A 26,894-nucleotide genomic window follows, 5' to 3' on the forward strand; every position below is an offset into this window, starting at 1 on the left:
GGGGCTCGACCAACCGTTGGAGGAGTGTTCCGATGAAGCAGTTCACCCAGTATCTGGCCGGCCTCGCCGGCGCCGCGGCCCTGGGCCTGGGAGGGATGGCCCAGGCCCAGGAGAAGGAGCCGATCCACTTTGCCCTGTTGCAGGATTTCACGGCGGTCTACACCTTCGTGAGCACCGAATACAATCAGGGACAGCAGGACTACCTGCGCATGATCAACGAGACCGGGGGCATCGATGGCCACCCCATCGAGCCCATCATCCGCGACACCGCCAATGAGCCCCAGCGGGGGCTGGAGGCCTACAACCGGGCCCGGCGCGAGGGGGCCGTGCTGGTGGACTTCTTCAGCACCCCTGTCTCCCGGGCGGCGGTGAACCGGGTGCTGGAGGACGAGATGGTCATGATCACGGCCCTGCACGGCCGTGGCGATGCCAGTGACGGCGAGACCTTCCCCTATGTCTTCCCCATGATGGCCACCTACTGGTCCCAGGCGGCGGTCCTGGCCCACTACATCGAGGAGCATCAGGGCGGCCTGGAAGGCAAGCGCATCGCCCTGGTGCACATCGATTCGCCCTTTGGCCGCGAACCCCTGCCGGTGCTGGAGACCCTGGCCGAGCGCAAGGGCTTTGAGCTGCGCAACTTCCCCTATCCGAGCCCGGGCACCGAGCAGTCCGCCACCTGGTCCGACGTGCGCCGCTACCGCCCCGATCACGTCATCATCTGGGGTGCCGGCGGCGGTCAGCAGGTCTCCGTGCGGGAGGCCATCCGCAACGGCATCCGCCAGGAGGACATCCTCTCGGTGGTCTGGCTGGCGGAGACCGACGCCCGCAATGTGGGCAGCCGCTACATGAAGGGGGTCAAGCGCTTCGAGGCGGTGGGCACCGGGACCGACCATGATGTCCTCCAGGACATCATCCAGTATGTGATCGAGCCCGGCCTCGGCAGCGGTCCCATGGAGAACGTGGGTTCCAGCTATTACAACATCGGTGTGGCCACCATGGCCGTTTCCGTGCAGGCGGCCCGGCTGGCCCTGGACGAGTTCGGCGCCCCCCTCACCGGCGACAAGCTGCGCCGGGGCTTCGAGATGATCGACGGCTTCGATGCCCGGGGTCTGATGCCCCCCGTCACCCTCACCCATAAGGATCACCAGGGGGGTGGCTACGGTCGTGTGTCCCAGTGGAACGGCGCGGCCTGGGAGCCGGTGACCGATTGGTTCCACGCCTATCAGGACATCGTCTGGGAGGAGATCGAGCAGGACGCCGCGGCGTTCCGGGAAGGGCGCTGAGGCCCCCTGGCCGCCCCCCTGGGGGGCGGCCCCTTCCGATCCCATCGGCAACAGGACCGTGACCATGCACGATACAGCCCATGCCATCCCCCCGGAAACCGCCCGGCCCCTGCTGGAGCTGGGCAATGTGGAGGTGGTGTACGACAAGGTCTTTCTCGCCATCAAGGGGGTGTCCCTGCGCATCGAGCCGGGCCAGATGGTCGCCCTGCTGGGGAGCAACGGGGCGGGCAAGAGCACCACGCTCAAGTCCATCAGCGGCCTGCTGGCCCCGGAACGGGGGCTGGTGACCCGGGGGGAGATCCGCTTCGACGGCATCGACCTGCTGCCCCTGCCGCCCCCGCAGCGGGTGGCCAGCGGCCTGGTGCACGTCCTTGAGGGGCGGCGCATCTTCGGCCACCTCACCCCGGAGGATAATCTCATGGCGGCCTACGCCACCCGCGGCAGCCGCCAGCGCTATCAGGAGCTCAAGGAACAGGTGTTCACCTACTTTCCACGCCTCAAGGAACGGGCCCGCACCAAGGCCGGGTATCTCTCCGGGGGCGAGCAGCAGATGCTCGCCATCGGCCGGGCCATCATGACCGAACCCAAGCTGATCATGCTGGATGAACCCAGCCTGGGGCTGTCGCCGCTGCTGGTGCAGGAGATCTTCGGCATCATCCGCGAGATCAACCGCGACCAGGGCACCAGTGTGCTGTTGGTGGAGCAGAACGCCGCCGCCGCCCTGGGGGTGGTGGACTACGCCTACCTGCTGGAGAACGGCCACGTGGTGATGAGCGGTGAGGCCCGCGTCATGCGGGAGAACCCGGACGTGCAGGAGTTCTACCTGGGGGGTGCGGGCAAGGTGGACTATCTCAACGTCAAACACTACCGGCGCCGCAAGCGCTGGCTGGCCTGATGCCCGATCCCGCCCACAAGGAGCCCGCCATGTCCGCGACCGTCATCATCCCCATGGACCCCTCCGCCGTCTCCCAGGCGGCCCTGCGCCCCGGATTGTCCCTGGCCGGACAGCTCGGGGTGCCGGTGCGCCTGCTCTCGGTGGTGGAACGCGACCAGGATCGGGCGGAGCGGGAGACCGTGCTGCGCGGCCTGCTGGCCTCCCGGGGCCTGAACGACGGTCTCGTGGAGGTGATCAGCCATCCCACGGTGCCCGAGGGCATCCTCAAGACGGTGCGCGCCGCCCCCGAAGATCCCGTGGTCATGGCCACCGAGGCCCGCAGCGTGGTGGGGGAGGCGGTGGTGAGCAGCGTGGCCGGACAGTTGCTGCGCCAGTCCCATCGCCCCCTGCTGCTGGCGGGGCCGGAACTGGCCGACGAATGGAGCGGCCCCATCCGCACGGTACTGGTCTGTCTCGATGGCTCGCCCCTGTCCGAGGCCATGCTGGAGCCGGCGGTGACCTTCGCCCGCTCCATTGGCGCCGACCTGCGCCTGATCCAGGTGCTCAGGCCCCGTTTCGGCCAGGGCGGGGATACCGGGGAATGGGTCTACCTGCGGCGCCTGGCGGATCACCTGCCCGAGCAGTACGGGGTCCAGGCCAACTGGGATGTCCTCCACGGCAAGGATGTGGCCCGGGCCGTGGTGGACTACTCGGCCCTGATCCAGGGGGCGGTGATCGCCATGACCACCCATGGCCGCACGGGCCTGCAGCGGGTGGTCATGGGCAGCTTCGCCCGCGAAGTGGTGCACACCGCCCGTTCCCCGGTGCTGGTGCTGCGCCCCGACGAATCGTTCGAGAAGGAGTAACCCATGAAGGTCCTTGTACCGGTCAAGCGCGTGGTGGACTACAACGTGCGCGTTCGCCCCCGGCCCGATGGCACGGGGGTGGATACCGCCCATGCCAAGATGTCCATGAACCCCTTCGATGAGATCGCCATGGAAGAGGCCATGCGCCTGAAGGAAGGGGGCGTTGTGGATGAGGTGGTGGCCGTGAGCATCGGTTCCGGTGACTGCCAGGACACCCTGCGCTCCGCCCTGGCCTTCGGCGCTGACCGCGCCCTGCTGCTGGAGAGCGATACGACGGACTTCGAGCCGGTGGTCATCAGCCGCATCCTGGCCGCCGTGGTGGCCGAGGAGGCGCCGGATCTGGTGATCATGGGCAAGCAGGCCATCGATGACGACTGCAATCAGACGGCCCAGATGCTGGCGGGCCGCCTGGGATGGGGGCAGGGGACCTTCGCCTGCCGGCTGGAGGTGCAAGACGGCGAGGCCCGGGTCACCCGCGAGGTGGACGGGGGCACCCGCACCGTGGCCCTATCCCTGCCGGCGGTGGTGAGCACCGACCTGCGGCTCAACGAACCGCGCTACCTGAAACTGCCCAACATCATGAAAGCCAAAAAAAAACCACTGGACCGGCGGGCCGTGGCGGAGCTGGGAGTGGACCTGACCGCACGCACCCGTGTGGTGGCTGTTACCGCCCCCCCGGAACGGGGCCCCGGTGTGCGCGTGGCCAGCGTCGAGGAACTGCTGGACCGGCTCAAGAACGAAGCACAGGTGATCTGACATGACCGTCCTGGTGATAGCTGAACACGATCATCACACCCTGGCCGAGGTGACGCGCCGGGCCGTGACCGCCGCCACCGCCCTGGACGGGGACGTCCATGTGCTGGTGCTGGGGCAGGATTGCGCACCGGCGGCGCAGCAGGCCGCGGCCCTTTCGGGGGTGGCGAAGGTCCTGGTCTGTGATGCCCCCCTCTACGCCCATCCCCTGGCGGAATCCATGGCCCGGGCCGTTCTGGCCCGGGCCGGCGAGTATACGGCCCTGGTGGCCGCCGCCTCCTCCCAGGGCAAGGATCTCATGCCCCGGGTGGCGGCGGGACTGGACGTCTCCCAGGTGTCGGACATCACCGCCATTGAGGCCCCCGACACCTTCCAGCGTCCCATCTACGCCGGCAACGTCCTGGCCCGGGTGGTCTGCGAGGAGGCGATCAAGGTGCTTACGGTGCGTCCCACCGCCTTTGCCCCCGCGGCGGACGGCGGCCAGGCCGAGGTGGTGGCCATCCCGGCCGGGGAGGATCCGGGGCTGTCCCGCCACGTGGACGCCACCATGACCCGTTCGGAGCGGCCGGATCTGGGCAGCGCCCGGGTGGTGGTCTCCGGCGGCCGGGGTGTGGGGGATGAAGGTGGCTTCGCCCTGTTGGCGGAGGTGGCCGATGCCCTCCATGCCGCCCTGGGGGCTTCCCGCGCCGCCGTGGATGCCGGTTACATGCCCAATGACTGCCAGGTGGGGCAGACGGGCAAGGTGGTGGCCCCCGAACTCTACATCGCCGCCGGCATCTCCGGGGCCATCCAGCACTGGGCCGGCATGAAGGACAGCCGGGTGATCGTGGCCATCAACCGCGATGAGGAGGCCCCGCTGATGCAGGTGGCCGACTATGCCCTGGTGGCGGATCTGAACCAGGCCCTGCCCGCCCTGCGGGACGGCCTGAAGGCCCTGGCGGAGAAGGGGGCCTGACGGCCCCGGTCTGGACGGAGGAGCAGCCCGTGGAACGAGAAAGCATGCCGTTCGATGTGGTCATCGTGGGGGCCGGCCCCGCCGGCCTCGCGGCCGCGATCCGGCTTCGGCAACGGGCCACGGAGCAGGGGGAAGACCTGTCGGTCTGTGTCCTGGAGAAGGGCTCCGAGGTGGGGGCACACATCCTCTCCGGGGCCATCGTCGAGCCCCGTGCCCTGGATGAACTCCTGCCCGACTGGCGCGAGCAGGGGGCTCCCCTGAATACCCCGGCCCGCAAGGACCGTTTCCTGTGGCTGACCCGGCGACGGGCCATTCCCCTCATGGCCCCGCCGCAGATGCACAACAAGGGTAATTACATCGTCAGCCTGGGCAACCTCTGCCGCTGGCTGGCCCGGCAGGCCGAGGCCCTGGGGGTGGAAATCCTGCCGGGCTTTCCCGCCGCCGAGATCCTCTATGACGATCAGGGGGCGGTGCGCGGCGTGGCCACGGCGGACATGGGGCGCAATCCCGACGGCAGCGAGGGGCTCCGCTTCGAACCGGGGGTGGAACTGCATGCCCGCCAGACCCTGTTCTGCGAGGGCTGCCACGGCTCCCTGGCCAAGCAGCTAATGACCCGTTTCGACCTGCGCCGGGACTGCGACCCCCAGACCTACGGCCTGGGCATCAAGGAACTCTGGGAGGTGGATTCCCCCCTCCACGAACCGGGCCGGGTGGTGCACACCGTGGGCTGGCCCCTGGACAACGGCACCTACGGCGGTTCCTTCCTCTATCACCTGGACGAGCGCCGGGTGGCCGTGGGGCTGATCGTGGGTCTGGACTATGCCAATCCCTACCTGAGCCCCTTCGAGGAGATGCAGCGCTTCAAGACCCATCCGGCCATCCGGCCCCTGTTCGAGGGGGGGCGGCGCATCGCCTACGGTGCCCGCGCCCTGGTGGAGGGGGGCTGGCAGAGCCTGCCGCGGCTGAGTTTCCCCGGGGGCTTCATCGCCGGGGACAGCAGCGGCTTTCTCAACGTGCCCAAGATCAAGGGTACCCACAACGCCATGAAGTCGGGCATGACCGCCGCCGAGGCCATCCTGGACCGGCTCCGTGGCGAGGCCCCCGAGGGGACGGATGCGGACGACCTGCGTCAGCGGCTGGAGGCCACCTGGGTGATGCGGGAACTGCGCCGCGCCCGCAACATCCGGCCCGCCTTTCGCCGTGGACTGTGGCCCGGGATCACCCTCTCGGCCATGGACACCTACCTGCTGCGGGGACGGGCCCCCTGGACCCTGCATCACCGGGAGGACCATGCCCAGCTTCGGCCCGCCGCGGTCTCCCGGCCCATCGACTATCCCCGGCCCGACGGGCGCATCACCTTTGACCGCCTCGCCTCGGTGTTCCTCTCCAATACCCACCACGAAGAGGGCCAGCCGGTGCACCTGAAGCTGCGGGATGCCACCAAGCCCACCGCCCTGAACCTGCCGGTGTATGACGGGCCCGAGGCCCGCTATTGCCCCGCGGGGGTCTACGAATACGTGGACAACGGCAACGGTGGGCAGCGCCTGCAGATCAACGCCCAGAACTGCGTCCACTGCAAGACCTGTGACATCAAGGACCCGGGGCAGAACATCGACTGGTGCGTGCCCCAGGGGGGGGATGGCCCCAATTATCCCGACCTTTGAGGCCCGCCCCACGGCTCACCTGCGCGGGATCCCCCCGGCCTGAGCCATGGGGCGGGTGTCCATCCGGGGCCCCGCAACCGGGCTTGAGCCGGGTCCGGCCCGGTGGTTGCCTTCGCCGAAGGCCGGGGGGATCCCCCTGGAGCGGTTTCCTGGGCGGATCAGCCGGAAGCCCGATCCTGGGGCGCGCCGAACACCGCCCGGGCGTCGAACACGGGGCCGTCCACGCATACCCGCCGCATGGCCGGTCCCCGGTCCGTGGCCACCTCCACCACGCAGCCGGCACAGCCCCCCACGCCGCAGGCCATGTACTCCTCCAGGGAGACCTGGCAGGGGAGGTGGTATTCCCGGGCCAGGGCGGCGCTGGCGGCCAGCATGGGGTGGGGGCCGCAGGCGTAGATCTGTACCCGATCCCGCTCCCCGGGGGGCAGGGCCTCCAGCCAGAGACGGGCCAGGTCGGTGACATACCCCCCGTGGCAGCCGGGCAGTCCCGCGCCGCTGGTGAGCCGGGAGGGCACGCCCCAGTCCTCCAGCAGGGGCATGGCGGCGATCACCCCCTCGGGTATCCCCGGCACCAGGATGCGGGAGGGTACGGGGGTGAAGGGGAAGGGCACCTCCGACCCCAGGAGGACGAAGGGTTCGGCCACCGGGTCCCGGCGCAGGGCCTCGGCCAGGAAGATCATGGGGGGCATGCCCACCCCGCCCCCCAGCAGCAGGGCCCGGGGACGGTCGCCGTGGGGTGGGTCGAAGGCGCGGCCGATGGGCCCCAAAAGGCCGATCCGGTCCCCCTCCCGGCGCCGGGCCAGCAGGCGCGTGCCCCGGCCCACGGCCTTGTAGAGCAGTTCCACCCAGCCGGCCCGGGGGTCGGTGCGCAGGATGGAGATGGGCCGGCGCAGGGGCAGCTGGGGGTCGCAGGTCAGGTGCACGAACTGCCCGGGCCGGGCCCGCCCGGCGCACTGGGGAGCCTGCAGGCGCAGGATGTACTGATCCCCCGGATGGGCCGTGTGGGCCAGGACCGGGGCCTCTTCAGAGAAGATGGTGCCGCGATGGGGCTTGTGCATGGTGATGGTTGTCTTTGCAGGCGTTCTGGGATGGGGGCGGCGGGTGCTTGGCCGGTCCGGGGCTATTCCCGGCCGGCGGTTTCGTGGATGACGCGTCCGCCGGAGAGGGTGTGGGTCACACGTCCCTGGAAGCGCCAGTGCAGGAAGGGGCTGTTGTGCCCCGCGCTGTACCAGCGTTCCGCCGCCGGGGCGTAGGGGCGCTGCGGGTCCACCAGGATCAGGTCCGCCCGGGTCCCGGGGGCCAGGGTGCCCAGGGGCATGCCCAGGATGTCCGCGGGGCCCCGGGTGATGCGGCGCACTGCCTCCAGCAGCGGCAGCACCCCTTCCTCCACCAGGCGCAGGGTCAGGGGCAGCAGGGTCTCCAGGGCGGAGAGGCCCGCCTCGGTGGCGGGGAAGGGGGCCAGCTTGGCGTCCGCCTCGTGGGGCTGGTGGTCCGAGCAGATGGCCTGGATGTGCCCCTCGGCCACGGCCCGGCGCAGTCCGTCCCGGTCCGCCCGGGTGCGCAGCGGCGGCAGCACGTGGCACAGGGCGTTGAAGTCCTCCACATCCGCCTCGGTCAGGAACAGCTGATGGGCGCAGACATCGGCGGTCACCGCCAGGCCGTCCGCGGCGGCCCGGGCCACCAGGGCGGCGCCCCGGGCCGTGGACAGGCGGCAGAGGTGGATACGGGCCCCGGTCTGGGCCGCCAGGGCGAGGAGCAGCCCCAGGGCAGCGGTCTCCGCCGCCTCCGGGATGCCCGGCAGACCCAGGCGGGTGGCGACGCGTCCCTCGTGCACGCAGCCGGCACCCGCCAGGGCGTGGTCGATGGGGTGCAGGAATACGGTGAGGTCGTGGCTGGCGGCGTATTCCAGGGCCCGGCGCAGGAGCATGGGGCTCTCCACCGGGTGCAGGGCCTGGCTCATGCCCACGGCCCCGGCCCGCTTCAGGGCGGCCATGTCCGAGAGCTGGCGACCTTCGAGCCCGGCGGTGAGGGCCCCCAGGGGATGCACGCGCACGCCGCAGGCCTGTTTGGCGCGGCGGTGGATGAGCTCGATCTGGGCCGGGGAGTCCACCGGGGGGTGGGTGTCCGGGGGGCAGACCAGGGTGGTGATGCCGCCGCTGGCCGCCGCCCGGGTCTCCGAGGCGATGGTGGCCTTGTTCTCGTCACCGGGCTCACGCAGGCGCGCCGCCAGGTCCACCAGCCCCGGCAGGACCAGATGGCCCCGGGCGTCGATGCGCCGGTCCGGGGTGAATCCCTCGGGGGGCGTGTCCAGGGCCACCACCTCGCCCCCCTGGATGAACAGGTCCGTCACCCGGTCCAGCCCCTGGGCCGGGTCCACCACCCGGCCCTGTTCGATCAATAGCCTCATTGTGCCGCCCCTTGGTTGACGCTGGCCCCGACGATCAGGGACATGACCGCCATGCGCACGGCGATGCCATAGGTCACCTGCTCCAGGATCACCGAGCGGGGACCGTCCGCCACCCTCGAGTCGATCTCCACGCCGCGGTTGGCCGGCCCCGGGTGCATGACGATGGCGTCGGGGGCCGCCAGCGCCAGGCGCTCCTCGTTCAGCCCCCAGAGCTGGAAGAATTCGTGCTCGGAGGGGAGCAGGCCGCTGTCCATGCGCTCGCGCTGCAGGCGCAGCATGATGATCACGTCCACGTCCTTGAGCCCGGTGCGGATGTCGTGGAAGGGGCGCACCCCCAGGTCCTCCACGTGGGCCGGCAGCAGTGTCTTGGGGCCGATCACCCGCACCTCGCCGGTGCCCAGCAGGTTCAGGGCCTGGATCTGCGAGCGGGCCACCCGGGAATGGAGGATGTCGCCGACGATGGCCACCTTCAGGCGGGAGAAGTCCCCCTTGTGGCGGCGGATGGTGAACATGTCCAAAAGCGCCTGGGTGGGGTGGGCGTGGCGGCCGTCACCGGCGTTGAGCACGCTCACATGGGGGGCCACGTGGCGGGCGATGAAGTGGGCGGCGCCGCTGTCGGCATGGCGTACCACGAACATGTCCACGTACATGGCCTGCAGGTTGCGCAGGGTGTCCAGCAGGCTCTCCCCCTTCACCGTGGAGGAGGTGCTGATGTTGATGTTGAGCACGTCGGCGGAGAGGCGCTTGGCCGCCAGTTCGAAGGTGGTGCGGGTGCGGGTGCTGGCCTCGAAGAAGAGGTTCATCACCGTCTTGCCCCGCAGCAGCGGCACCTTCTTCACCGTCTGTGCATTGGTGCCCACGAAGGACTCGGCGGTGTCCAGGATCTCCGTGATCCGTTCGGGGGAGAGCCCCTCGATGGTGAGCAGATGGCGCAGCCGGCCCTCGGGGGTGAACTGCATGGAGGGGGGCAGGGGCCCCGAGGGGCGCTCCGCAGCCGTCGCAGCGGTTTCCGGTGCGGTCATCGGTTGCCCTCCAGTTGCATGATCTCCAGGCGCAGCGGGTCGGGGCCGCGCAGCTTCACCCGTTGCTTCGGGGCCAGCTCCAGGTGTTCCCCCACCACCTGCGCCTGGATGGGCAGTTCCCGCCCCGCCCGCTCCACCAGCACCGCCAGGGTGATGGAGGCGGGGCGGCCGTAATCGAAGATCTCGTTCATGGCGGCGCGGATGGTGCGCCCGGTGAACAGGACATCGTCCACCAGGATGATGGGGCGGTCCTCCACGGTGAAGGGGATGCTGGAGGGCTTCACCTCCGGGTGCACGCCGATGCGGCTGAAGTCATCCCGGTAGAAGGAGATGTCCAGCTGGCCCAGCGGGGTTTCCAGCCCCAGGCGCTGCTGCAGCCTCTGGGCCACCCAGACGCCGCCGGTGTGGATGCCCACCAGGGCGGGTTCCCCCCGCTGCAGGGCGGGCTGTTGGTGCAGCGCCTCGGCCATGCGGTCCAGCAGGGTGTTCACGTGTGCGCTCATGCGGGATCTCCCTTGGTGAGCCATTGTTCCAGCAGCACGGCCGCCGCCAGGGCGTCGATATCCTCCTTGCGGATGCGGCCGCGCCGGCCTTCCTGTCGCGCCGCCCGCAGGTGGGCCTCGGCCTCGGCGGAGGTGAACTGCTCGTCCACCCAGCGCACCGGCAGGCCGTAACGCGCCCGCAGACGGTCGGAGAAGGCCTGGATGCGCCGTGCCAGGGGATGTTCCGTGCCGTCGTCCGTCTGCGGCTGGCCCACCACCAGCAGTTGCGGCCGCCATTCCTCCATGAGGCGGTCCAGAGGCGCCCAGCGGGGTTTGCCGTGGTGGGCGGGCAGGGTCTCCAGGGGGGTGCTGGTGCCGGTGAAGACGTTGCCCACGGCCACGCCGATGCGCCGCTCCCCGTAGTCCAGCCCGAGGACGGTCTCCACCGTTTGACCCGCGGCCATGGCCGTCGCCTCAGGCATGGCCGCTCTGGCCGCTGAGCAGGGACAGGTCCACCCCCAGGCGTCCGGCGGCCGCCTGCCAGCGTCGCTCCGCCGGCTGGTGAAAGAGGATGTCGGTATCCGCGTCGCAGGTGAGCCAGGCGTTGTCGCCGATCTCCTGCTCCAGTTGCCCCGGCCCCCAGCCGGCGTAGCCCAGGGCGATGAGGTAGAGCTCCGGTCCCTCGCCGGCGGCCATGGCCTCCAGGATATCCCGGGAGGTGGTCACCGCAATGGCCTCGCTTACCTGCATGGTGGAGGTCCAGCGCTGCCCGCTGCTGTGGAGGATGAAGCCGCGGTCGGATTGCACCGGGCCGCCGTTGTAAACGGGCACCTGCTCCACCGGCGCCTCGGCGGTGATGCCCATGTGCTCCAGCACTGATCCCAGGGTGAGTTCGGTGGGGTGGTTGATGACGATCCCCATGGCGCCCTCGTCGCTGTGTTCGCAGACGTAGGCCACCGAATGGAAGAAGTTCGGATCCTCCAGGGAGGGCATCGCGATCAGGAACTGATCTGTGAAGTTGGCGTTTTCCATCGGTCCCGGGCATGCATCAGGGTGGTGAGTCCCAGTTTACACGCTTGCTTCATGCCGCCGCATCCGCCGGGGGATCAGCGGGTATGCAGGGCCTGGTCCCCCTTGAAGACCCAGGTGCGCGTGATCATGATCCGGTCGTGCTCCCGGCGCAGTTCCGGCGGGAAGGGGGCGAAGGGGGCGGCCAGTTCCACGATGCGCCGGGCGGCGTCGTCCAGGACCCGTTCCCCGGAACTGGCCGCCAGTTCCATCTCCAGGACCCGGCCCTCCCGGTCCAGCAGCACGCTCAGCACCAGCGAGCCCGTGAGCCGGCGGCGGCGGGCCTCGTCCGGGTAGTTGAGGTTGCCCACCCGCTCCACCTTGCGCACCCAGGCCTCCAGATAGGCGGCCTCCACGGCGGAGCGGGCGCTCAGGGCATCCAGGTAGAGGGTGTCGGCCCGCGGGGCCCGGAGGCTGTCCCGGGCCGTGATCTGGGGGCTGAGGCGGGCCATGCGCAGGCTGCGCTGCACCAGCGTCGAGGTATCGGGGGGCGGCGAAGGTGCTCAGCAGCCCCGAGGCGGCGCTCGGGCAGGTCCCGCGGGGCCTGCCCCCGGCCCGGTTCCGGACCGGTCACCGGGCTGCCGGGGCGGGCGTCCTCGGGGCCCTGGCCGACGGCGGCCTGGTCCACCTGGGCGATGCGCTCGGCGTGCTGCGGCGGGGTCTCGGAGTGCATCTGCACCAGCACCACCTCCACCCCGGCAGTGGAGTCATCGGGGCGTTCCGGCAGCAGGTCAAAGCCCAGGCCAAAGATCAGCAGGCCGTGCACGGCCGCCGCCAGCAGGAGGGTCACACCCAGGCGGTCGCCGGGGCTTGCAGGGTGGGGTGGGGGCGGGGCGCTCACCGGGCAGGCAGAAGCCGTCGATGCATCATGGTCGCCATTGTACCGCTTAGCAGGCCGAAGGCCAGGGCGAAGGAGAGCAACACCGGCAGCAGGGTGAGCAGGGCCGGATGGGGGATGAACAGCCACCAGGCCAGGAGGAACTGGCCCTGCATGTGCGCCAGGGCGGCGAGGACGGAGAGCCCCAAGGGGCTCAGGAAGCGGCCCGCCAGGCGGTGGGCCGCCCCCAGGACCAGCAGGCCGCAGGTGGCGCCGGCGGCGCTGAGCCAGAAGGTGGGGCTGAGGAAGGTGCCGAGGACCAGGCTGCCCGCCAGCACCCGCAGGGCCGTGACCCACAGGGCCGCGCGCCAGCCCAGCCACACCAGCACCAGCACGGTGATCACGTTGGCCATGCCCGGCTTCACCCCGGGCAGGGGGCTGGGCAGGGCGGTCTCCAGGAGGTGCACGGCGATGGCCAGGGCCGAGAGCCAGGCGATGCGGTGATCCTCCCGGGTGGGGGTCAGGGGGGTGGGGTCCATGTCGCCGGGGGCGTCAGTAGTTGATGCTGTCGAAGCGTCCGCTATCCCCCAGCACCTCGATGAGGACGTGGTTGGGCAGGCTCACCGCCATGTCCCCGGCCTGGCGCAGCCAGCCCGCCCGCTGGCAGATGCCGCGGGAGCCGGGGGAGGCGGCGCAGCGGGCGGCGCCGTCGCGGATCTCCACCACAGTGATCCCGGCCGGGCCGGGCACCTCCAGGCGCCGGGGCTCGTCCAGGGGCAGGCGTGCGATCTCGCGTTCGCCGGAGACGATGCGCACCTGGGTGGCGGGGGCGGCGGGGGACCAGAGCAGGACGTAGGCCCCGCCCACCAGGGCCGCCGCCAGCAGGATCACCAGGGCGTCCCCGCGGGTCATGGCCCTCCCACCGCAGCCGGTGTGCCGGGCAGGGGATGGATGCGCTGCCCGGCCGGGGCCTCCCGGAAGGCCACCCGCTCCGCCATGGCCGGGGTCATGTGGGCCACCCCCTTCGCGTCCAGCAGCAGGACCTTGTCCACCCCCAGGCGGGCGGCGATGCGCGGCCAGTGTCCGGGGCCGGCGATGAACAGGGCGGTGCTGGCGGCATCCGCCAGCCCGGCGTCCTCGTGGATCACGGTCACGGAGCGGCTGCCCCGGGCGGGATAGCCGGTGCGCGGGTCCAGGATGTGGTGATAGCGCGTCTCCTTGTGGGTGAAATAGCGTTCATAGTCGCCGGAGGTGAACACCGCCTCGTCCCCCCGGATCTCGATCCCCGCCAGCACCCCCTGGCCGTCCGGGTCGCGGATGCCGATGCGCCAGGGGCGGTCGCCGGGGCGGCCGATGGCCCGCAGGTCGCCGCCGGCGTTGAGGATGGCGTTCTCGATCCCCAGGGCCTGCAGGTGATCCACCGCCCGGTGCACCCCGTAGCCCTTGGCGAAGGCCCCCAGGTCCAGCTGTACCGCCGGGTTCTGCGTGGACAGACGCCCGTCCTCCAGCTGCAGGTCCGCCATGTCCGGGTCCCGGGCCAGCAGGGCCGCCACCGCCTCCGGGGGTGGGGGCGGACCTGCCGCCTGGTCCGACTGGAAGCCCCACAGGGCGAAGAGCCGGCCCATGGCCGGGTTGAACAGCCCCTCGGTGCGTTGCGACAGGGCCCGGGCCTCCAGGATCGGGGCCAGTACCGCGGGGTCCGGCCGGATGGCCTCGCCCCGGGCCAGGGCCTGGTTGACCTCCTGCAGGGGACCGGGTTCCCAGGCGTGCCAGTTTCGGTGCATGCGGGTCAGGTCCGCGCGCACTGCATCGGCCCCGGCCCGGGCCAGGGCCGCGTCCCGGGTGTAGACGTTCAGCTCCACCAGGGTGCCGAAGGCGAAGAAGCGCTCGCGATGGATCTCCGGACGGTCACAGCCCGCCAGCAGAAGCAGGGCGGCCAGCAGCAGCACCGCGGTCCATGGCCGTCCGCGGCGGATCCCCGTCATGCCGGTTCCCCCAGGCGCCGGGCGATGGCGGCCATCAGTTCCCCTCCGATGTCCAGGCCGTAGAGGGTGTCCAGTTCGCGGATGCAGGTGGGGCTGGTGACGTTGATCTCGGTGAGATACCGGCCGATGACGTCCAACCCCACGAACAGGAGACCTTTTTCCTTGAGTCTGGGGCCCACCTGGGTGCAGATCCAGCGGTCATGATCGGTCAGTTCCACCCCCTCGCCCCGGCCGCCGGCGGCCAGGTTGGCCCGGCCCTCCCCGGCGGCGGGGATGCGCGCCAGGGCGTAGGGCACGGGTTCCCCGTCGATGAGCAGGATGCGCTTGTCCCCCTGGGTGAATTCGGGCAGGAAGCGCTGCGCCATGACCGTGCGCCGGCCGCGGTCGGTCACCGTCTCCAGGATGACGCCGGTGTTGCTGTCCCCGGGGGCCAGGCGGAACACCGAGGCTCCGCCCATGCCGTCCAGGGGCTTGACCACCAGGTCCCGTTCCCGGGCCAGGAACGCCCGGATCCGCGCCGGGTCGCGGGTCACCAGGGTCGGCGGGCAGCACTGGGGGAACCAGGCGGTGAACAGCTTCTCGTTGGCGTCCCGCAGGGCGGCGGGGTGGTTCACCACAAGGCAGCCCTCCGCCATGGCCTGTTCCAGCAGATAGGTGCTGTAGACGTATTCCATGTCGAAGGGCGGGTCCTTGCGCATGAGGATCACCTGCAGTTCCGCCAGGGGATGGGTCCCGGGGGGACCCAGGGTGAACCAGTCGTCCGGGTCGTTGCGCACCTCCAGGGGGCGGGAACGGGCCCGGGCCCGGCCGTCCTCCAGGAACAGGTCCCCCTGTTCCATGTAGTGCAGGGACCAGCCCCGGGCCTGGGCGGCCAGGAGCAGGGCCAGGGTGGAGTCCTTGGCGAAGTGGATATCCCGGATCGGGTCCATGACCACGCCGAGGCGGATTCGCGGGCCGTTCATCGGGTCCTCGCGCATGACAGCAGGGGAAATGGGTAGATTGGATCGGACATCACCACAAGATAACCCACTGTCGACGATTTCACACACCGTGGCACCGGCGTTTGCGGGCTGCGGGAGCTTGCAGTAGATTCGAGACTCTGTCCACAGATTCCAGGGCCCTACCGATTCCCGGGCCCGATGGGGGCGCCGTGAGCGAAGACACCCGGGATGCAGACACCACGGATGCCGTTGACGCCGAGGGCCTGGACGGCCTCAAGGTGATGGTCATCGATGACAGCAAGACCATCCGGCGCACCGCCGAGACACTGCTCAAGCGCCATGGCTGCCAGGTGATCACCGCCACCGACGGTTTCGAGGCCCTGGCCAAGATCGCCGAGCACCGGCCGGAGATCATCTTCGTGGACATCATGATGCCCCGCCTGGACGGCTACCAGACCTGCGCCCTGATCAAGCACAACCGCCTGTTCCGCTCCACCCCGGTGATCATGCTCTCCAGCAAGGACAGCATCTTCGACAAGGCCCGGGGGCGCATCGTGGGCTCGGAGCAGTACCTGACCAAACCGTTCACCCGGGACGACCTGCTGGGGGCCATCCGTGCCCACGTGCACCGGGACTGACGCCATCCTCGCCGCGGCCCCGGCCGCGGGATCATGCCTGCCAAGGGGGATCCGCCCATGAGCCGTATCCTGGTGGTTGATGATTCACCCACCGAGGTGCACGTCCTCAAGACCCTGCTGGAGCGGCACGGCCACGAGGTCCTCACCGCCACCAGCGGCGAGGAGGGCCTGGCCCAGGCGCGCTCGGGACGGCCCGACGTGATCCTCATGGACGTGGTCATGCCGGGCCTGAACGGCTTCCAGGCCACGCGCCAGCTGGCCCAGGACGAGGCCACCGCCGCCATACCCGTCATCGTCGTCACCACCAAGGACCAGGAGACGGACCGGGTCTGGGCCCTGCGTCAGGGGGCCCGGGACTACATCGTCAAGCCGGTCTCGGAGCGGGACCTGCTGGCGCGGCTGGACGACGTGCTGGGGCGATGAATGGCGGCGACGCGGGCACACCACCAGGCCGTCAGCGATCCGTTCGCCTATCTGGTCTCGGTGGAGCGCCGGGGCCGGGCCCTGGGGGGGCAGATGCCCCTCCAGGACGAACTGCGTGGTGCCTGGAAGGGCGTGCTGTTCCACCTGCGCGGACAGCCCCTGCTGGCCCCCATGGACCAGGTGGCGGAGATCATCACCCCGCCCCCCTGCACCCGCATCCCCGGGGTCAAGCCCTGGGCCCTGGGCATGGCCAACATGCGCGGCAATCTCCTGCCCCTCATGGACCTGCAGGGGTGGCTGTTCGGCGAGAACCAGGCCTTCGATCCGCGCCGGCGGCGGGTGCTGGTGATGAACCACCGGGGGGTTCACGCCGGGCTCCTGGTGGAGTCGGTGGTGGGCATGAAGCACTTCTGGCGGGAGGAGTGGATGGATCAGCCGCCCCCCGTGGAGCCCCCCCTCCAGCCCCATGTCATCGGGGCCTACCGGCGCGGGGAGGAGTACCTGCCGGTGTTCAGCCTGCACGAACTGGTGGATGACGAGACCTTCATGAACATCTCCGCCTGAGGCATTGCGGCCCCGGGCGGGCCGGCCAAGGCGGGCCGAGTTGACGACGCAGAGGCATCGAGGAGAGACGATGAATCCGCCTTCCAGCGAAGGGGCCGTCCAGCGGGGGCTGGGTCGCGGAACCGGGATCCTCACCGCCCTCCTGGGGGTGTTCATCCTGCTTACGGTCACCACCCTGATCTACTACACCCTGCAGGTGGGGGAAACCCGCCGTCATGCCGCCCTGGTGGGGGAGCAGACCCGGGTGGCCCAGGAACTGGCGCTGCTGGAGGCGGGTGCCTCCCCGCAGCGGATGCGCACCCTGAGGGACCGGTTCGACGCCGCCCTGCAGCGTCTGGACGCCGGGGTCCCGGCGAAGCTGCGCAGGCCCCTGGCCTCGGTGGAGGCCACCTGGCAGGGGATGCGTCCGGCCCTGGACGAGATCGTCGATGCCGGTGCCTGGCTGGAAGAGGCCCGCCGTCTGGCCGTGCCGGCCCAGGAGGACCTGCGGGACCTGGAAGAGGCCGCCTCGGCCACCGCCCGGGCCCTGGCCGACGCCAATGCCGGCTCCACGGCCGTCCACCGCGCCAGCCGGCTGGCCCTCACGGCCCGGGATCTGCGCCGGGACCTGTCCCTGGTGACGGCGGGGGAGGGGATGCCGGAGGCGGCGCGCCGCCTGCGCGGCGGTCTGGAGAACGCCACGGAGGACCTGGATACCCTGCTGCAGGTCGTGCCCCCGGCGCGCCGTGGGGGGGATTCGGCCGCAGGCCAGGGTCTGGAGCGCATTCAGGGGCGCATGCAGGCCCTGACCCCGCCGCTGGAGGGGATCCTGGAACTGGCGCCGCGCCTCACCCCGGTGGGGGCGGCACAGGAACGTCTGGAGGCGGGGGGCGAAGGGCTGCTGGATGCGGTGGATGCCTTGCGCGAGGCCGTGGACGCCCGCGCCGCGGGCCTTAACCTCTGGGTGATCCTGGGTTATGTCCTGGCCGCCCTGGCCGTGGCCACCGTGGGCCTGCTGGCCTATCTCTTCCACCGGGACGCCCAGCGTCGCCTGGCGGTCACCGGGGAGCAGAACCGGCGCAACCAGCGGGCCATCCTGCGCCTGCTGGACGAGATGACCAACCTGGCGGAGGGGGATCTCACGGTCCACGCCACCGTCACCGAGGACATCACCGGGGCCATCGCCGACGCGGTCAACTATGCCATCGACGCCCTCAGGAGCCTGGTGACCACCATCAACCAGACGGCCCTGCAGATCTCCAACGCCGCGGTGAAGACCCAGGCCACGGCACTGCGCCTGGCGGATGCCTCCAACCGCCAGGCCAGCGAGATCACCTCCGCCTCCTCCGCGGTCATCGACATGGCCGATTCCATCGAGCAGGTGTCCCGCTCCGCCGACACCTCCGCCGAGGTGGCGCAGAAATCGGTGCAGATCGCCTCCAAGGGGGCCCTCACCGTGCGCAAGACCATCGACGGCATGGACACCATCCGTGAGCAGATCCAGGAGACCTCCAAGCGCATCAAGCGCCTGGGGGAATCCTCCCAGGAGATCGGTGACATCGTCAGCCTCATCACCGACATCGCCGACCAGACCAACATCCTGGCCCTCAACGCCGCCATCCAGGCCTCCTCCGCCGGCGAGGCCGGGCGCGGTTTCGCCGTGGTGGCCGACGAGGTGCAGCGCCTGGCGGAACGTTCCTCCAATGCCAGCAAGCGCATCGAGGCCCTGGTGAAGACCATCCAGGCGGATACCCGCGAGGCGGTGGCCTCCATGGAACAGTCCACGGCCAATGTGGTCAGCGGTGCCCGCCTGGCCTTCGATGCCGGCGATGCCCTGGCGGAGATCGAGGGGGTCTCCCACCAGCTGGCGGAGCTCATCGACACCATCTCCACGGCGGCCCGCCAGCAGTCGGAAGTGGCCCAGAATATCTCCAGTACCATGAACGTGATCCAGGAGATCACCATGCAGACCTCCGACGGCACCAACGAGACGGCGGTCTCCATCGGCAACCTGGCCAGCCTGGCCTCGGAACTGCGCCGCTCGGTCTCCGGTTTCAAGCTGCCCGAAGGGGCGGATGTGGTGGACCCGGCCCCTGCCGGGGAGGCGGAACGGCCACTGGCCGCTGCGGACGGCAAGGAGGAACGGGATGATGGCACCGGGGCCTGAAGTGACGCGGCCGTCCCGGCGGGCCCATCGCTCCCGTTGGCCGAACCCCTGCCTGCCGGTGGCCGCGGCCGGTCCCGAAGTGCGGGCGCCATGGGGACAGGGTGTGTCATGAGACAAGAGCATCGCGATTACAACGCCCTGCGCTGGCTCCGGCAGGGGCTGGAGGCCCTGCTGGGGGAGGCCCGCATCGCCCTGGAGGCCTATCTGGAGGAAGGCCGCGATCCCGCGCACCTGGAGACCCTGCGCCAGCACCTGGACCAGGCCCGGTGGACCCTGGAGATGGTGGAGCTGCACGGCGCCGTCCTGCTCCTGCAGGAATCCGCCGCCCTGGTGGATGCCCTGCGGGACGGCCAGGTCACGGAAACCGAGGAAGCGGCGGAGGTCCTCATGCGGGCTATCCTGCAACTGCCGGACTACCTGGAGCATGTGCGTACCGGTCACGGGGATTTCCCCATCGTCCTCCTGCCCCTGCTCAACGACCTGCGCACCATGCGCCAGGCGGACCTGCTGAGCGAGAGTGTCCTCTTCCTGCCCGATCTGGAACGGGCCCCGCTGCCCCCGGAGGCCCCTTCCGGTGCGGCGGAGGATGTGCGCACCTGGGCCCGTGCCCATCGCCAGCACTATCAACTCGGCCTGCTGGGGGTGTTGCGGGGGCAGGACCCCGGCAACGCCCTGCGGCGCATGGACCGGGTGATGGACGGACTCTACCGCCGCACCCGGGAACCGCGGCTGCGCCGCCTGTTCTGGATCGCCTCCGCCCTCACCCGGGCCCTGGCCGGGGGCGGTCTGGAGGCGGGGGCCGCCGTGAAGCAGCTCCTGGGCCAGCTGGACCGGCAGATCCGCCGCCTCGTCGACGCCGGGGAGACGGACCTGGCCGGGGGCATCCCCGAGGAACTGGTGCGCAATCTCCTGTACTACGTGGGTCGCGCCCGCGGGGGGGATCCCCGGGTCGATGAGGTGCGCCGGGCCTTTCACCTGGACCGGCTCCTGCCCGCCGGGGAGGACGCGGACACGGCCCGGGAGACACTGGGTGCCCCCGATTCCGCACTCATGGGCAGCGTCAGCAAGGCCCTGCGGGAGGAACTGGCGGAGATCAAGGACCGCCTGGATGTGTTCATGCACACCGGCGGCCGCAACCCGGAGGAACTCTCCCCCCTGGTGGAGCGGCTGCGGGGCATGGCCGACACCCTCTCCATGCTGGGCATGGGCGAGGCCCGGGAGACCGCCCTGAAGGAGGCCGGGCTCCTGGAGGCCATGGCCGGGGGGCAGCAGGCGGCGGATGAGCAGCGGCTCATGCAGGCGGCGGCGGAACTGCTGCATGTGGAATCGGCCCTGGACGCCGCCGTCGCCGGACCGGGCCCGCAAGGGGAAGGGGATACCGGCCTGCCCGCCACCCTGGCTGGTCTGGCGCCGGGGGAATCCCGGGCCGTCCTGAAGGCCCTCTTCCATGCCGCCCTGGAGGACATGCAGCGCATCAAGGGGGCCGTGCTGGAGGCCACCGGCGCCGGCGAGGGGGGCGGCGATCCCGGGGATATCCCCGCACGGGTGGAGGCCATCCGTGGTGGACTCGCCATGCTGGAACTGAGCCGGGGGACGGCCCTCATGGAGGGGATCGGACAGGCCCTGGGGGCGATCCTGCCCCGGGGGGAACGGGCGGATCCCGCGACCCTGGCGGATCTGGCGGAGGCCATCACCGCGGCGGAGTGTTATCTGGAGGCCCTGGATTCCGGCGTCGGGGATGCACAGACCCTGCTGGATATTGGCGCCGGGGCCCTGCAACGCCTGGGCTTCCCCATGCCGGAGGCGGCATCTCCCGATGCGGCCCCGGCCCCGGAAGGATCCACTGCCGAAGAGCCCCCTTTTGCCGGGGAGAGCACACTCCACCCCCCCATGCCGGAGGCCGGGGCCACCGTCGCCGATGCGCAGGCACGGATCCTGGTCACCCCCGAGCGGTTGCCGGAGGAGGGGGAGGGGGCCTGGCCCGCGTCCTTCGACACCACCGGCGATGGCGAGCCCCCGCCCGCAGACGATGGTGCGGCGGCATCGGAGGTTGTCCCGGAGGAGGCGCCGCCCGCCGCACCACAGACCCCCTGGGCCGTACTCGCCGGGGAGGCCGATCCGGATATCCTGGAGGTCTTCCTGGAGGAGGCCGACGAGGAACTGGAACGCATCCGCGAACACCTTCCCTGCTGGCTGGATGATGCGCAAGACGGCGATGCCCTGACCACGGTGCGCCGCGCCTACCACACCCTCAAGGGCAGCGGTCGCCTGGTGGGGGCCGAGCTGCTGGGGGAGTTCGCCTGGGTCAATGAGGATCTGCTCAACCGGGTCCTCGACGGCACCGTGGCCGCCGATGCCCGGGTACAGGCCCTGGCGCGGGAGGCCCTGGAGGCCCTGCCGCACCTGGTGGCGCAGATCCGGGGCGGCGACGCGCCGCCCATGGACATCCCCGCCCTGATGCAGCGGGCCCGGGATCTGGCCCGCGGCGGGGGGGAGTCCCCTGCCGCAGAACCGGCACCGGAGGTGGCCCCGCCTTCATCCCCGCAGGGGGCCACCGGCGAGCCCCCTGCGGGCGGGGCGGCCCGGGGCCGGCTGGATCCGGTGCTGCTGGACATCTATCGCGGTGAGACCCTCCAGCACCTGCAGGTGCTGGAGGCGGCCCTGGCCGTGGCCCGGGAGGACCCCGGGGGGCTTCGGGTCAACCCGGAACTCCAGCGCGCCGTGCACACCCTCAACGGCAGCGCCCGCACTGCGGGTGTCCCGGAGACGGCGCAGGTCTGCAAGGCCTGCGAGGGCTATCTGCAGGCCTGCGCCGAACACCATCCGCCCCGGGCCGATGCCCCGGGAATCGCCGCCCTGGAGGATCTGGCCATCCATGTCCGGGCCGTGCTGGCCGCCCTGGAGGCACCGGGGAGCGAAGTGCCCCAGGCCCCGGAACTGGAGAACCGTTTCCAGGGGTTGCGGGAGGCGGTGGAGTCCGGGACGCAGCAGCAGATCGGGGCCGCACCCCCGGGCCAGGAAGAGGCCGTGTCGGCGGTAGGGGAAGGGTCCGCGCCGGTGCTGGAGGAAGAGGCCACCCCGGGGGCAGAGCAGGGGCCGGGGACGGAGGAGGCCGCCGCGCCGGCAACGCAACCAGGGGAACCGCCGGAGCCGGAGGGGGAGACCGCAGCGGCGGCAGAAGCCGGGGAACCGGCGGAGGCGCCGGATCCGGAACTGCTGGAGATCTTCCTGGAGGAGGCCAGCGATCTGCTGGACGCGATGGACGCCAGCCTGCAGTCCTGGGGGGAGGACCTGGACGACCGGGAGGTGGTCCATGCCTTCCAGCGTCAGCTGCACACCCTCAAGGGGGGGGCGCGCATGGCCGCCCTCACCCCCATCGCCGACCTGAGCCACGCCCTGGAGAGCCTGATGATCGCCCTCTCCGAGGGGCAGAAGCGTCCCCACAAGGAGATGCTCACCCCGGTGCAGGCGGGTCTGGACCGGCTCACCCAGATGGTGGATTGTGCCCGCCGCGGTGCGGCTATCCCTGCCGATCCGGACCTGGTGCGCCATCTGCATGCGATCCGCAGCGGGGACGGCGGGGGTTCCGCGATTCCCGGACCCGTGTCCGCCGCCGTCCCCTCGCCGGAGCCGGAGCGGCCGGATACCCCCCCCGCGCAAGCGGCTCCGGCGGACACCGCCCAGGCCGAAGCGGAGCCGGAGGCGCCATCCACCCCGGGCGTTGCATCGCCCCCGCCCTCACGCACCGTGGAAGAGGTGCAACCGGCGGCGCGCCCCGCGCCCCAGGAGATGGTGCGGGTGCGCTCGGATGTGCTGGACGATCTGGTGAACCACGCCGGCGAGGTGAACATCTACCACGCCCGCATGGAGCAGGAGATCACCGGCTTTGGCTTCAACCTGGGGGAGCTGGAGCAGACCATCGCCCGCCTGCGGGATCAGCTGCGCCGGCTGGAGATGGAGACCGAGGCGCAGATCATCCATCGCCACCAGGATGAGCGCCAGGCCCCCCAGGATGGCCGGGACCGGGAGGAGGAATTCGATCCGCTGGAACTGGACCGCTATTCCAACATCCAGCAGTACTCCCGCGCCCTGGCCGAAAGCGTCAATGACCTGGCCAGCATCCATGAACTGCTCTACAACCAGGTGCGGGATGCCGAGACCCTGCTGCAGCAGCAGAGCCGGGTCTCCACCGAGCTCCAGGAGGGGCTCATGCACACCCGCATGGTGCAGTTCGCCACCATGGTGCCGCGGCTGCGGCGGGTGGTGCGCCAGACCGCCACGGAACTGGACCGGCGGGTGGAACTGGAGATGGAGGGGGAGGAGAGCGAGCTGGACCGCTCGGTGCTGGAGCGCATGCTGCCCCCCCTGGAGCACATGCTGCGCAATGCCATCGCCCATGGCATCGAGCCCCCGCCGCAGCGCCTGGCGGCGGACAAGCCGGAAACCGGCCGAATCCGCATGCGCATCGCCCGCGAGGGGGCGGAGGTGGTGCTGCAGGTGGCCGACGACGGGGCCGGTATCCCCCTGGAACGGGTGCGGGAGAAGGTGGCCCGCCTGGGGCTGGTCCCGGATACCGAGGCCCTCACCGACCACGAACTCATGCAGTACATCCTGGAGTCCGGGTTCTCCACCGCCGACCGGGTGAACCAGATCTCCGGCCGGGGTGTGGGCATGGATGTGGTCAACAGCGAGATCAAGCAGCTGGGGGGCGTCCTCTCCATCGACAGCACCCACGGCCGGGGGACCACCTTCACGGTGCGTCTGCCGTTCACCCTGGCCATCAGCCAGGCCCTGCTGGTGCAGACGGGGGAGGAGCTCTATGCCGTGCCCCTGTCCAGCATCGAGGGGATCGTGCGGGTGCGCGCCGGCGAGCTGGCGCGCATGTATGCCGACGGGGATCCCCATTATGCCTATGCCGGCAACGACTACGAGGTGAAGCACCTGGGGGCCCTGCTGGATGTGGCCCAGCCCCGCCTGGAGGTCCCCGATGCCATGTTCCCCGTTCTGCTGGTGCGTTCCGGGAACGCCCGCATCGCCCTGCAGGTGGATGCCCTCATGGGCAGCCGCGAGGTGGTCATCAAGTCCGTGGGGCCGCAGGTGGCGAAGGTGAAGGGGATCTCCGGGGCCACCATCCTCGGCGATGGCCGGGTGGTGATGATCCTGGATATCCCCGCCCTGGTGCGGGCGGGGGCCGGGGTGCAACTGGCCTACCATGCCGGCGGGGAGGAGGCCGGCGGGGCGGAGGCCGACCGCGCCACGGTCCTGGTGGTGGATGATTCCATCACCATCCGCAAGGTGACCGCCCGCTTGCTGGAGCGCCATCACTTCCATGCCCTGACGGCCAAGGACGGGCTCGATGCCCTGGCCCTGTTGCAGGAAACGGTGCCGGATCTGATCCTGCTGGATATCGAGATGCCGCGCATGGACGGCTTCGAGCTGGCGGCCCATGTGCGTAACGATCTGCGGTTGCAGGCCGTACCCATCATCATGATCACCTCCCGCAGCGGGGAGAAACACCGCCGCCGGGCCGAGGAGATCGGCGTGGACCGCTACATCGGCAAGCCCTATCAGGAGGCGGATCTGCTGGCCCATATCCATGACCTGCTGGAGGGGGCCCGTGACTGAGCAGGTGCGCAGCGTCAACGCCTTCATCATCGCCCTGCAGGAACAGAATCTGCTGTTGCCCCAGTCCGCCGCCGTGGAGGTGGTGACGCAGCAGGTGGTGCGGGAGGTGCCGGGGGCCCCGGACTGGATGCGCGGGGTGTTCGAGTGGCGGCAGGCGCAGGTGCCCATCGTCTCCCTGGACACCCTGCTGGGGGTGCCTGCGGAGCGTCAGACCCGGGTCAACCGTTTTGTGGTGATGCACGGCGTGGAGCGGCATACCGGCCTGGAATACTACGGGCTGCAGGTGCGGGGCATCCCCCATCCGGTGCATCTCACCCCCGGGGATCTGGAGACCGAGCCCCTGCGGGAGGAGGATCCGCCGGAGGTGGCCGTGCGGGTGCGCGCCAGCGGTGTGCTGTGCATCATCCCCGCCTTCGAGCGCATCGAGGGCCGGCTGCGGGAGGTGCTGGAGAGGCTGTGATGTGGGGTAGGTAGGCCCGGGGCGGTCTTCCCGCAAGCCTCCAGGGAGGGATTCACGGCGGCCGCTGGAGGGAAGACCGCCCCGGGACTGATTGCGGTCGTTCCCCCAGCGGCCGCCGTGAGAACCCTCCCCCTAATTCCCCAGGTCCCCCCACAGGGCCTGGATCACGGCCAGGGCGGCCACGCCAGCGGTTTCCGTGCGCAGCACCCGGGGGCCCAGGCGTATGGGCATGAAGCCGGTATGCACCGCCTGGCCGATCTCCGCCGCTTCCAGCCCCCCTTCCGGGCCGATGAGCAGGGTCACTGCCGTGGGCCGTGGGTCCAGTCCCCGCAGGCCGCTGGGGGCCTCGGGGGAGAGGACGATATGCAGGGTATCCCCCGAGGGCGCGGTCTGTCCTTCCAGCCACTGGGTCAGGGGCATCGGCTCTTCCACGGTCGGCAGGTCGTTGCGCCCGCTCTGTTCACAGGCGCTGAGGACCACGCCGCGCCAGTGGGCCGTGCGTTTCTCCAGGCGCCGGGGGTCGTCACTGGTGACGCTGCGCCGGGTGATCACCGGCTGGATCCGCGTCACCCCCAGTTCCGTGGCCTTTTGCAGGCTGTAGTCCATGCGGTCCCCCTTGGCCACCCCCTGCACCAGGGTCACCGGCAGGGCGGGGCGGGTGTCCCTGGGGTGGTAACGTTCCACCCGCACGCGGGAGTCCCGGCGTCCGGCCGCACAGAGGGTGGCCTCGTATTCCCCGCCCCCGCCGTTGAACAGCACCAGGGGGGCACCGGGCCGGAGCCGCAGCACCTGGATCACGTGGCGGTGGGCGCGCTCGTCCAGGGGGATCTCTTCGCCCGGGGTCAGGGGATGGGGCAGGAAGCAGCGGGGGATGCGCATGGGGATTCGGCGACCGGGTGGATGGGGGCGCCAGTTTCGGGCTCCGGGGCACGGGGTGCAAGCCCGGGTCAGCCGCCGTCCCGCTCCCGCCAGCGGTCCATGGCGCGATAGCCCAGGGCTTCCATGAGGTCTTCCCGGGCGATGGCCTCGCGCCCGGCCATGTCCGCCAGGGTGCGGGCCACCCGCAGGATGCGGTGGTAGGAGCGGGCGGAGAGCCGGAAGCGGTCCATGGCGGCCTCCAGCAGGCCCCGCTGTGCCGGTGCCAGGGGGGCCAGCCGTTCCAGCTCCCGGCCCGGAAGGGCGGCGTTGAGGTCTCCCTGGCGTTCCATCTGCAGGGCGCGGCAGCGGGCCACCCGTTCCCGCACCGCCGCGCTGGATTCCGGGGCCGGGGCATCGCCCATGAGGACCTCCCGGGGCAGCCGCGGCATCTCGATGCACAGGTCGATGCGGTCCAGCAGCGGGGCCGAGATCCGCCCCCGGTGGCGCCGGCGCTGTTCCGGTGTGCAGGTGCAGCGGGGCCCGAGATCGCAGTCGTAGCCCTGGGGGCAGGGGTTCATGGCCGCCACCAGCTGGAACCGGGCGGGGAATTCCGCCTGGTGGGCCGCCCGGGAGATGCTGATGCGTCCGGTCTCCAGGGGCTCGCGCAGCACGTCCAGGGCACGGCGGTCGAATTCCGTCAGTTCGTCCAGAAAGAGCACGCCGTTGTGGGCCAGGGAGATCTCCCCGGGACGCGGCCGGGCCCCCCCGCCCACCAGGGCCACCCCGGAGGCGGTGTGGTGCGGGGCGCGGAAGGGACGCATGCGCCAGCGCTCGGGGTCGACCCCCTGGCCGCCGATGGCGTGCAGGGCCGCCGTCTCCAGGGCCTCCGTCTCCGCCATGGGGGGCAGCAGCCCCGGCAGGCGGCTGGCCAGCAGGGTCTTGCCGGTGCCGGGGGGGCCGATCATCAGCAGGTGATGTCCGCCACTGGCGGCCGCCTCCAGGGCGCGGCGGCCCTGGGGCTGGCCGCGCACATCCACCAGGTCGGGGGGTTCGGGACCGGGGG

24 protein-coding genes and 1 pseudogene are annotated in these 26,894 nt (G+C 70.9%); 12 read left to right on the plus strand and 13 right to left on the minus strand.

What is annotated here, in order from left to right:
• Window positions 1-32: 32 nt before the first annotated feature.
• The 6 genes from CKO33_RS09270 (at window position 33) to CKO33_RS09295 (ending at window position 6,395) form a co-directional block, all read left to right on the plus strand.
• Window positions 33-1,283 carry an ABC transporter substrate-binding protein gene (locus CKO33_RS09270; RefSeq protein ID WP_200181783.1) on the plus strand — a complete coding sequence of 417 codons (1,251 nt, stop codon included), beginning with the start codon at window positions 33-35 and terminating at the stop codon, window positions 1,281-1,283.
• 64 nt (window positions 1,284-1,347) lie between these two features.
• On the plus strand, window positions 1,348-2,178 hold the full coding sequence (locus CKO33_RS09275; RefSeq protein WP_200181785.1) for an ABC transporter ATP-binding protein: 831 nt from the start codon (window positions 1,348-1,350) through the stop codon (window positions 2,176-2,178).
• Window positions 2,179-2,207: 29 nt separating this feature from the next.
• Window positions 2,208-3,023, plus strand: a complete 816-nt coding sequence (locus tag CKO33_RS09280) for a universal stress protein (RefSeq protein ID WP_200181787.1) — start codon at window positions 2,208-2,210, stop codon at window positions 3,021-3,023.
• Window positions 3,024-3,026: 3 nt separating this feature from the next.
• Window positions 3,027-3,779: an electron transfer flavoprotein subunit beta/FixA family protein gene (locus CKO33_RS09285; protein WP_200181789.1), complete on the plus strand. Its 753-nt coding sequence runs from the start codon at window positions 3,027-3,029 to the stop codon at window positions 3,777-3,779.
• 1 nt (window position 3,780) lies between these two features.
• The gene (locus tag CKO33_RS09290) at window positions 3,781-4,731 is read left to right on the plus strand and encodes an electron transfer flavoprotein subunit alpha/FixB family protein (protein ID WP_200181791.1); all 951 of its coding nucleotides are present in this window, start codon (window positions 3,781-3,783) and stop codon (window positions 4,729-4,731) included.
• Between the two features lie 29 nt (window positions 4,732-4,760).
• Window positions 4,761-6,395 carry an electron transfer flavoprotein-ubiquinone oxidoreductase gene (locus CKO33_RS09295; RefSeq protein WP_200181793.1) on the plus strand — a complete coding sequence of 545 codons (1,635 nt, stop codon included), beginning with the start codon at window positions 4,761-4,763 and terminating at the stop codon, window positions 6,393-6,395.
• 158 nt (window positions 6,396-6,553) lie between these two features.
• Here CKO33_RS09295 and CKO33_RS09300 read toward each other — a convergent pair whose 3' ends face one another.
• The 11 genes and pseudogenes from CKO33_RS09300 to gshB all read right to left on the minus strand — a co-directional run bounded on the left by CKO33_RS09300 (window position 6,554) and on the right by gshB (window position 15,138).
• A complete protein-coding gene (locus CKO33_RS09300; RefSeq protein ID WP_200181795.1) occupies window positions 6,554-7,453 on the minus strand; it encodes a dihydroorotate dehydrogenase electron transfer subunit in 900 nt (299 codons plus the stop codon).
• 62 nt (window positions 7,454-7,515) lie between these two features.
• Window positions 7,516-8,802 carry a dihydroorotase gene (locus tag CKO33_RS09305; protein WP_200181796.1) on the minus strand — a complete coding sequence of 429 codons (1,287 nt, stop codon included), beginning with the start codon at window positions 8,800-8,802 and terminating at the stop codon, window positions 7,516-7,518.
• Window positions 8,799-9,824 (minus strand): aspartate carbamoyltransferase catalytic subunit, encoded by a 1,026-nt coding sequence (locus tag CKO33_RS09310; protein ID WP_200181798.1) that lies wholly within the window; start codon window positions 9,822-9,824, stop codon window positions 8,799-8,801. Before CKO33_RS09310 ends, CKO33_RS09305 begins: the two co-directional genes overlap by 4 nt.
• Entirely contained in the window at window positions 9,821-10,327 is a 507-nt protein-coding gene (gene pyrR, locus CKO33_RS09315; protein WP_200181800.1) for a bifunctional pyr operon transcriptional regulator/uracil phosphoribosyltransferase PyrR, read from the minus strand. The genes CKO33_RS09310 and pyrR overlap by 4 nt, the downstream gene beginning before the upstream one ends.
• Entirely contained in the window at window positions 10,324-10,788 is a 465-nt protein-coding gene (gene ruvX / locus CKO33_RS09320; protein WP_242472571.1) for a Holliday junction resolvase RuvX, read from the minus strand. Before ruvX ends, pyrR begins: the two co-directional genes overlap by 4 nt.
• Window positions 10,781-11,338 carry a YqgE/AlgH family protein gene (locus tag CKO33_RS09325; RefSeq protein WP_200181802.1) on the minus strand — a complete coding sequence of 186 codons (558 nt, stop codon included), beginning with the start codon at window positions 11,336-11,338 and terminating at the stop codon, window positions 10,781-10,783. Before CKO33_RS09325 ends, ruvX begins: the two co-directional genes overlap by 8 nt.
• A 74-nt stretch (window positions 11,339-11,412) precedes the next feature.
• Window positions 11,413-12,215 (minus strand): annotated as a pseudogene (locus tag CKO33_RS14015) (energy transducer TonB).
• Entirely contained in the window at window positions 12,212-12,730 is a 519-nt protein-coding gene (locus tag CKO33_RS09335; protein WP_200181804.1) for a Gx transporter family protein, read from the minus strand. Before CKO33_RS09335 ends, CKO33_RS14015 begins: the two are co-directional and overlap by 4 nt.
• A 13-nt stretch (window positions 12,731-12,743) precedes the next feature.
• Window positions 12,744-13,103, minus strand: coding sequence for a NusG domain II-containing protein (locus CKO33_RS09340; protein WP_200181806.1), 360 nt, complete (start codon window positions 13,101-13,103; stop codon window positions 12,744-12,746).
• Entirely contained in the window at window positions 13,100-14,176 is a 1,077-nt protein-coding gene (locus CKO33_RS09345; RefSeq protein WP_200181808.1) for an FAD:protein FMN transferase, read from the minus strand. The genes CKO33_RS09340 and CKO33_RS09345 overlap by 4 nt, the downstream gene beginning before the upstream one ends.
• Complete coding sequence (gene gshB, locus CKO33_RS09350) at window positions 14,173-15,138, minus strand: glutathione synthase (RefSeq protein ID WP_200181810.1); 966 nt, start codon at window positions 15,136-15,138, stop codon at window positions 14,173-14,175. The genes CKO33_RS09345 and gshB overlap by 4 nt, the downstream gene beginning before the upstream one ends.
• A 260-nt stretch (window positions 15,139-15,398) precedes the next feature.
• On the opposite strand from gshB, the gene CKO33_RS09355 reads away from it, so the two are divergent.
• From CKO33_RS09355 to CKO33_RS09380, 6 genes are all read left to right on the plus strand, one after another.
• Entirely contained in the window at window positions 15,399-15,755 is a 357-nt protein-coding gene (locus tag CKO33_RS09355; protein WP_177217653.1) for a response regulator, read from the plus strand.
• 57 nt (window positions 15,756-15,812) lie between these two features.
• Window positions 15,813-16,178 (plus strand): response regulator, encoded by a 366-nt coding sequence (locus tag CKO33_RS09360; RefSeq protein ID WP_200181812.1) that lies wholly within the window; start codon window positions 15,813-15,815, stop codon window positions 16,176-16,178.
• Window positions 16,179-16,742: a chemotaxis protein CheW gene (locus CKO33_RS09365; protein WP_200181813.1), complete on the plus strand. Its 564-nt coding sequence runs from the start codon at window positions 16,179-16,181 to the stop codon at window positions 16,740-16,742. It abuts the gene before it with no gap.
• Between the two features lie 70 nt (window positions 16,743-16,812).
• A complete protein-coding gene (locus CKO33_RS09370; RefSeq protein ID WP_200181815.1) occupies window positions 16,813-18,888 on the plus strand; it encodes a methyl-accepting chemotaxis protein in 2,076 nt (691 codons plus the stop codon).
• Between the two features lie 108 nt (window positions 18,889-18,996).
• Window positions 18,997-24,513, plus strand: a complete 5,517-nt coding sequence (locus CKO33_RS09375) for a FimL-related protein (RefSeq protein WP_200181817.1) — start codon at window positions 18,997-18,999, stop codon at window positions 24,511-24,513.
• Entirely contained in the window at window positions 24,506-24,973 is a 468-nt protein-coding gene (locus tag CKO33_RS09380; protein WP_200181819.1) for a chemotaxis protein CheW, read from the plus strand. Before CKO33_RS09375 ends, CKO33_RS09380 begins: the two co-directional genes overlap by 8 nt.
• A 132-nt stretch (window positions 24,974-25,105) precedes the next feature.
• Here CKO33_RS09380 and CKO33_RS09385 read toward each other — a convergent pair whose 3' ends face one another.
• Both CKO33_RS09385 and CKO33_RS09390 read right to left on the minus strand, forming a co-directional pair.
• A complete protein-coding gene (locus tag CKO33_RS09385) occupies window positions 25,106-25,852 on the minus strand; it encodes a 16S rRNA (uracil(1498)-N(3))-methyltransferase (RefSeq protein ID WP_200181821.1) in 747 nt (248 codons plus the stop codon).
• 68 nt (window positions 25,853-25,920) lie between these two features.
• On the minus strand, window positions 25,921-26,894 hold a 974-nt coding region (locus tag CKO33_RS09390), incomplete at its 5' end, for a YifB family Mg chelatase-like AAA ATPase (protein ID WP_200181823.1).

This window comes from Ectothiorhodospira mobilis (assembly GCF_016584115.1).
GTDB lineage: Bacteria > Pseudomonadota > Gammaproteobacteria > Ectothiorhodospirales > Ectothiorhodospiraceae > Ectothiorhodospira > Ectothiorhodospira mobilis.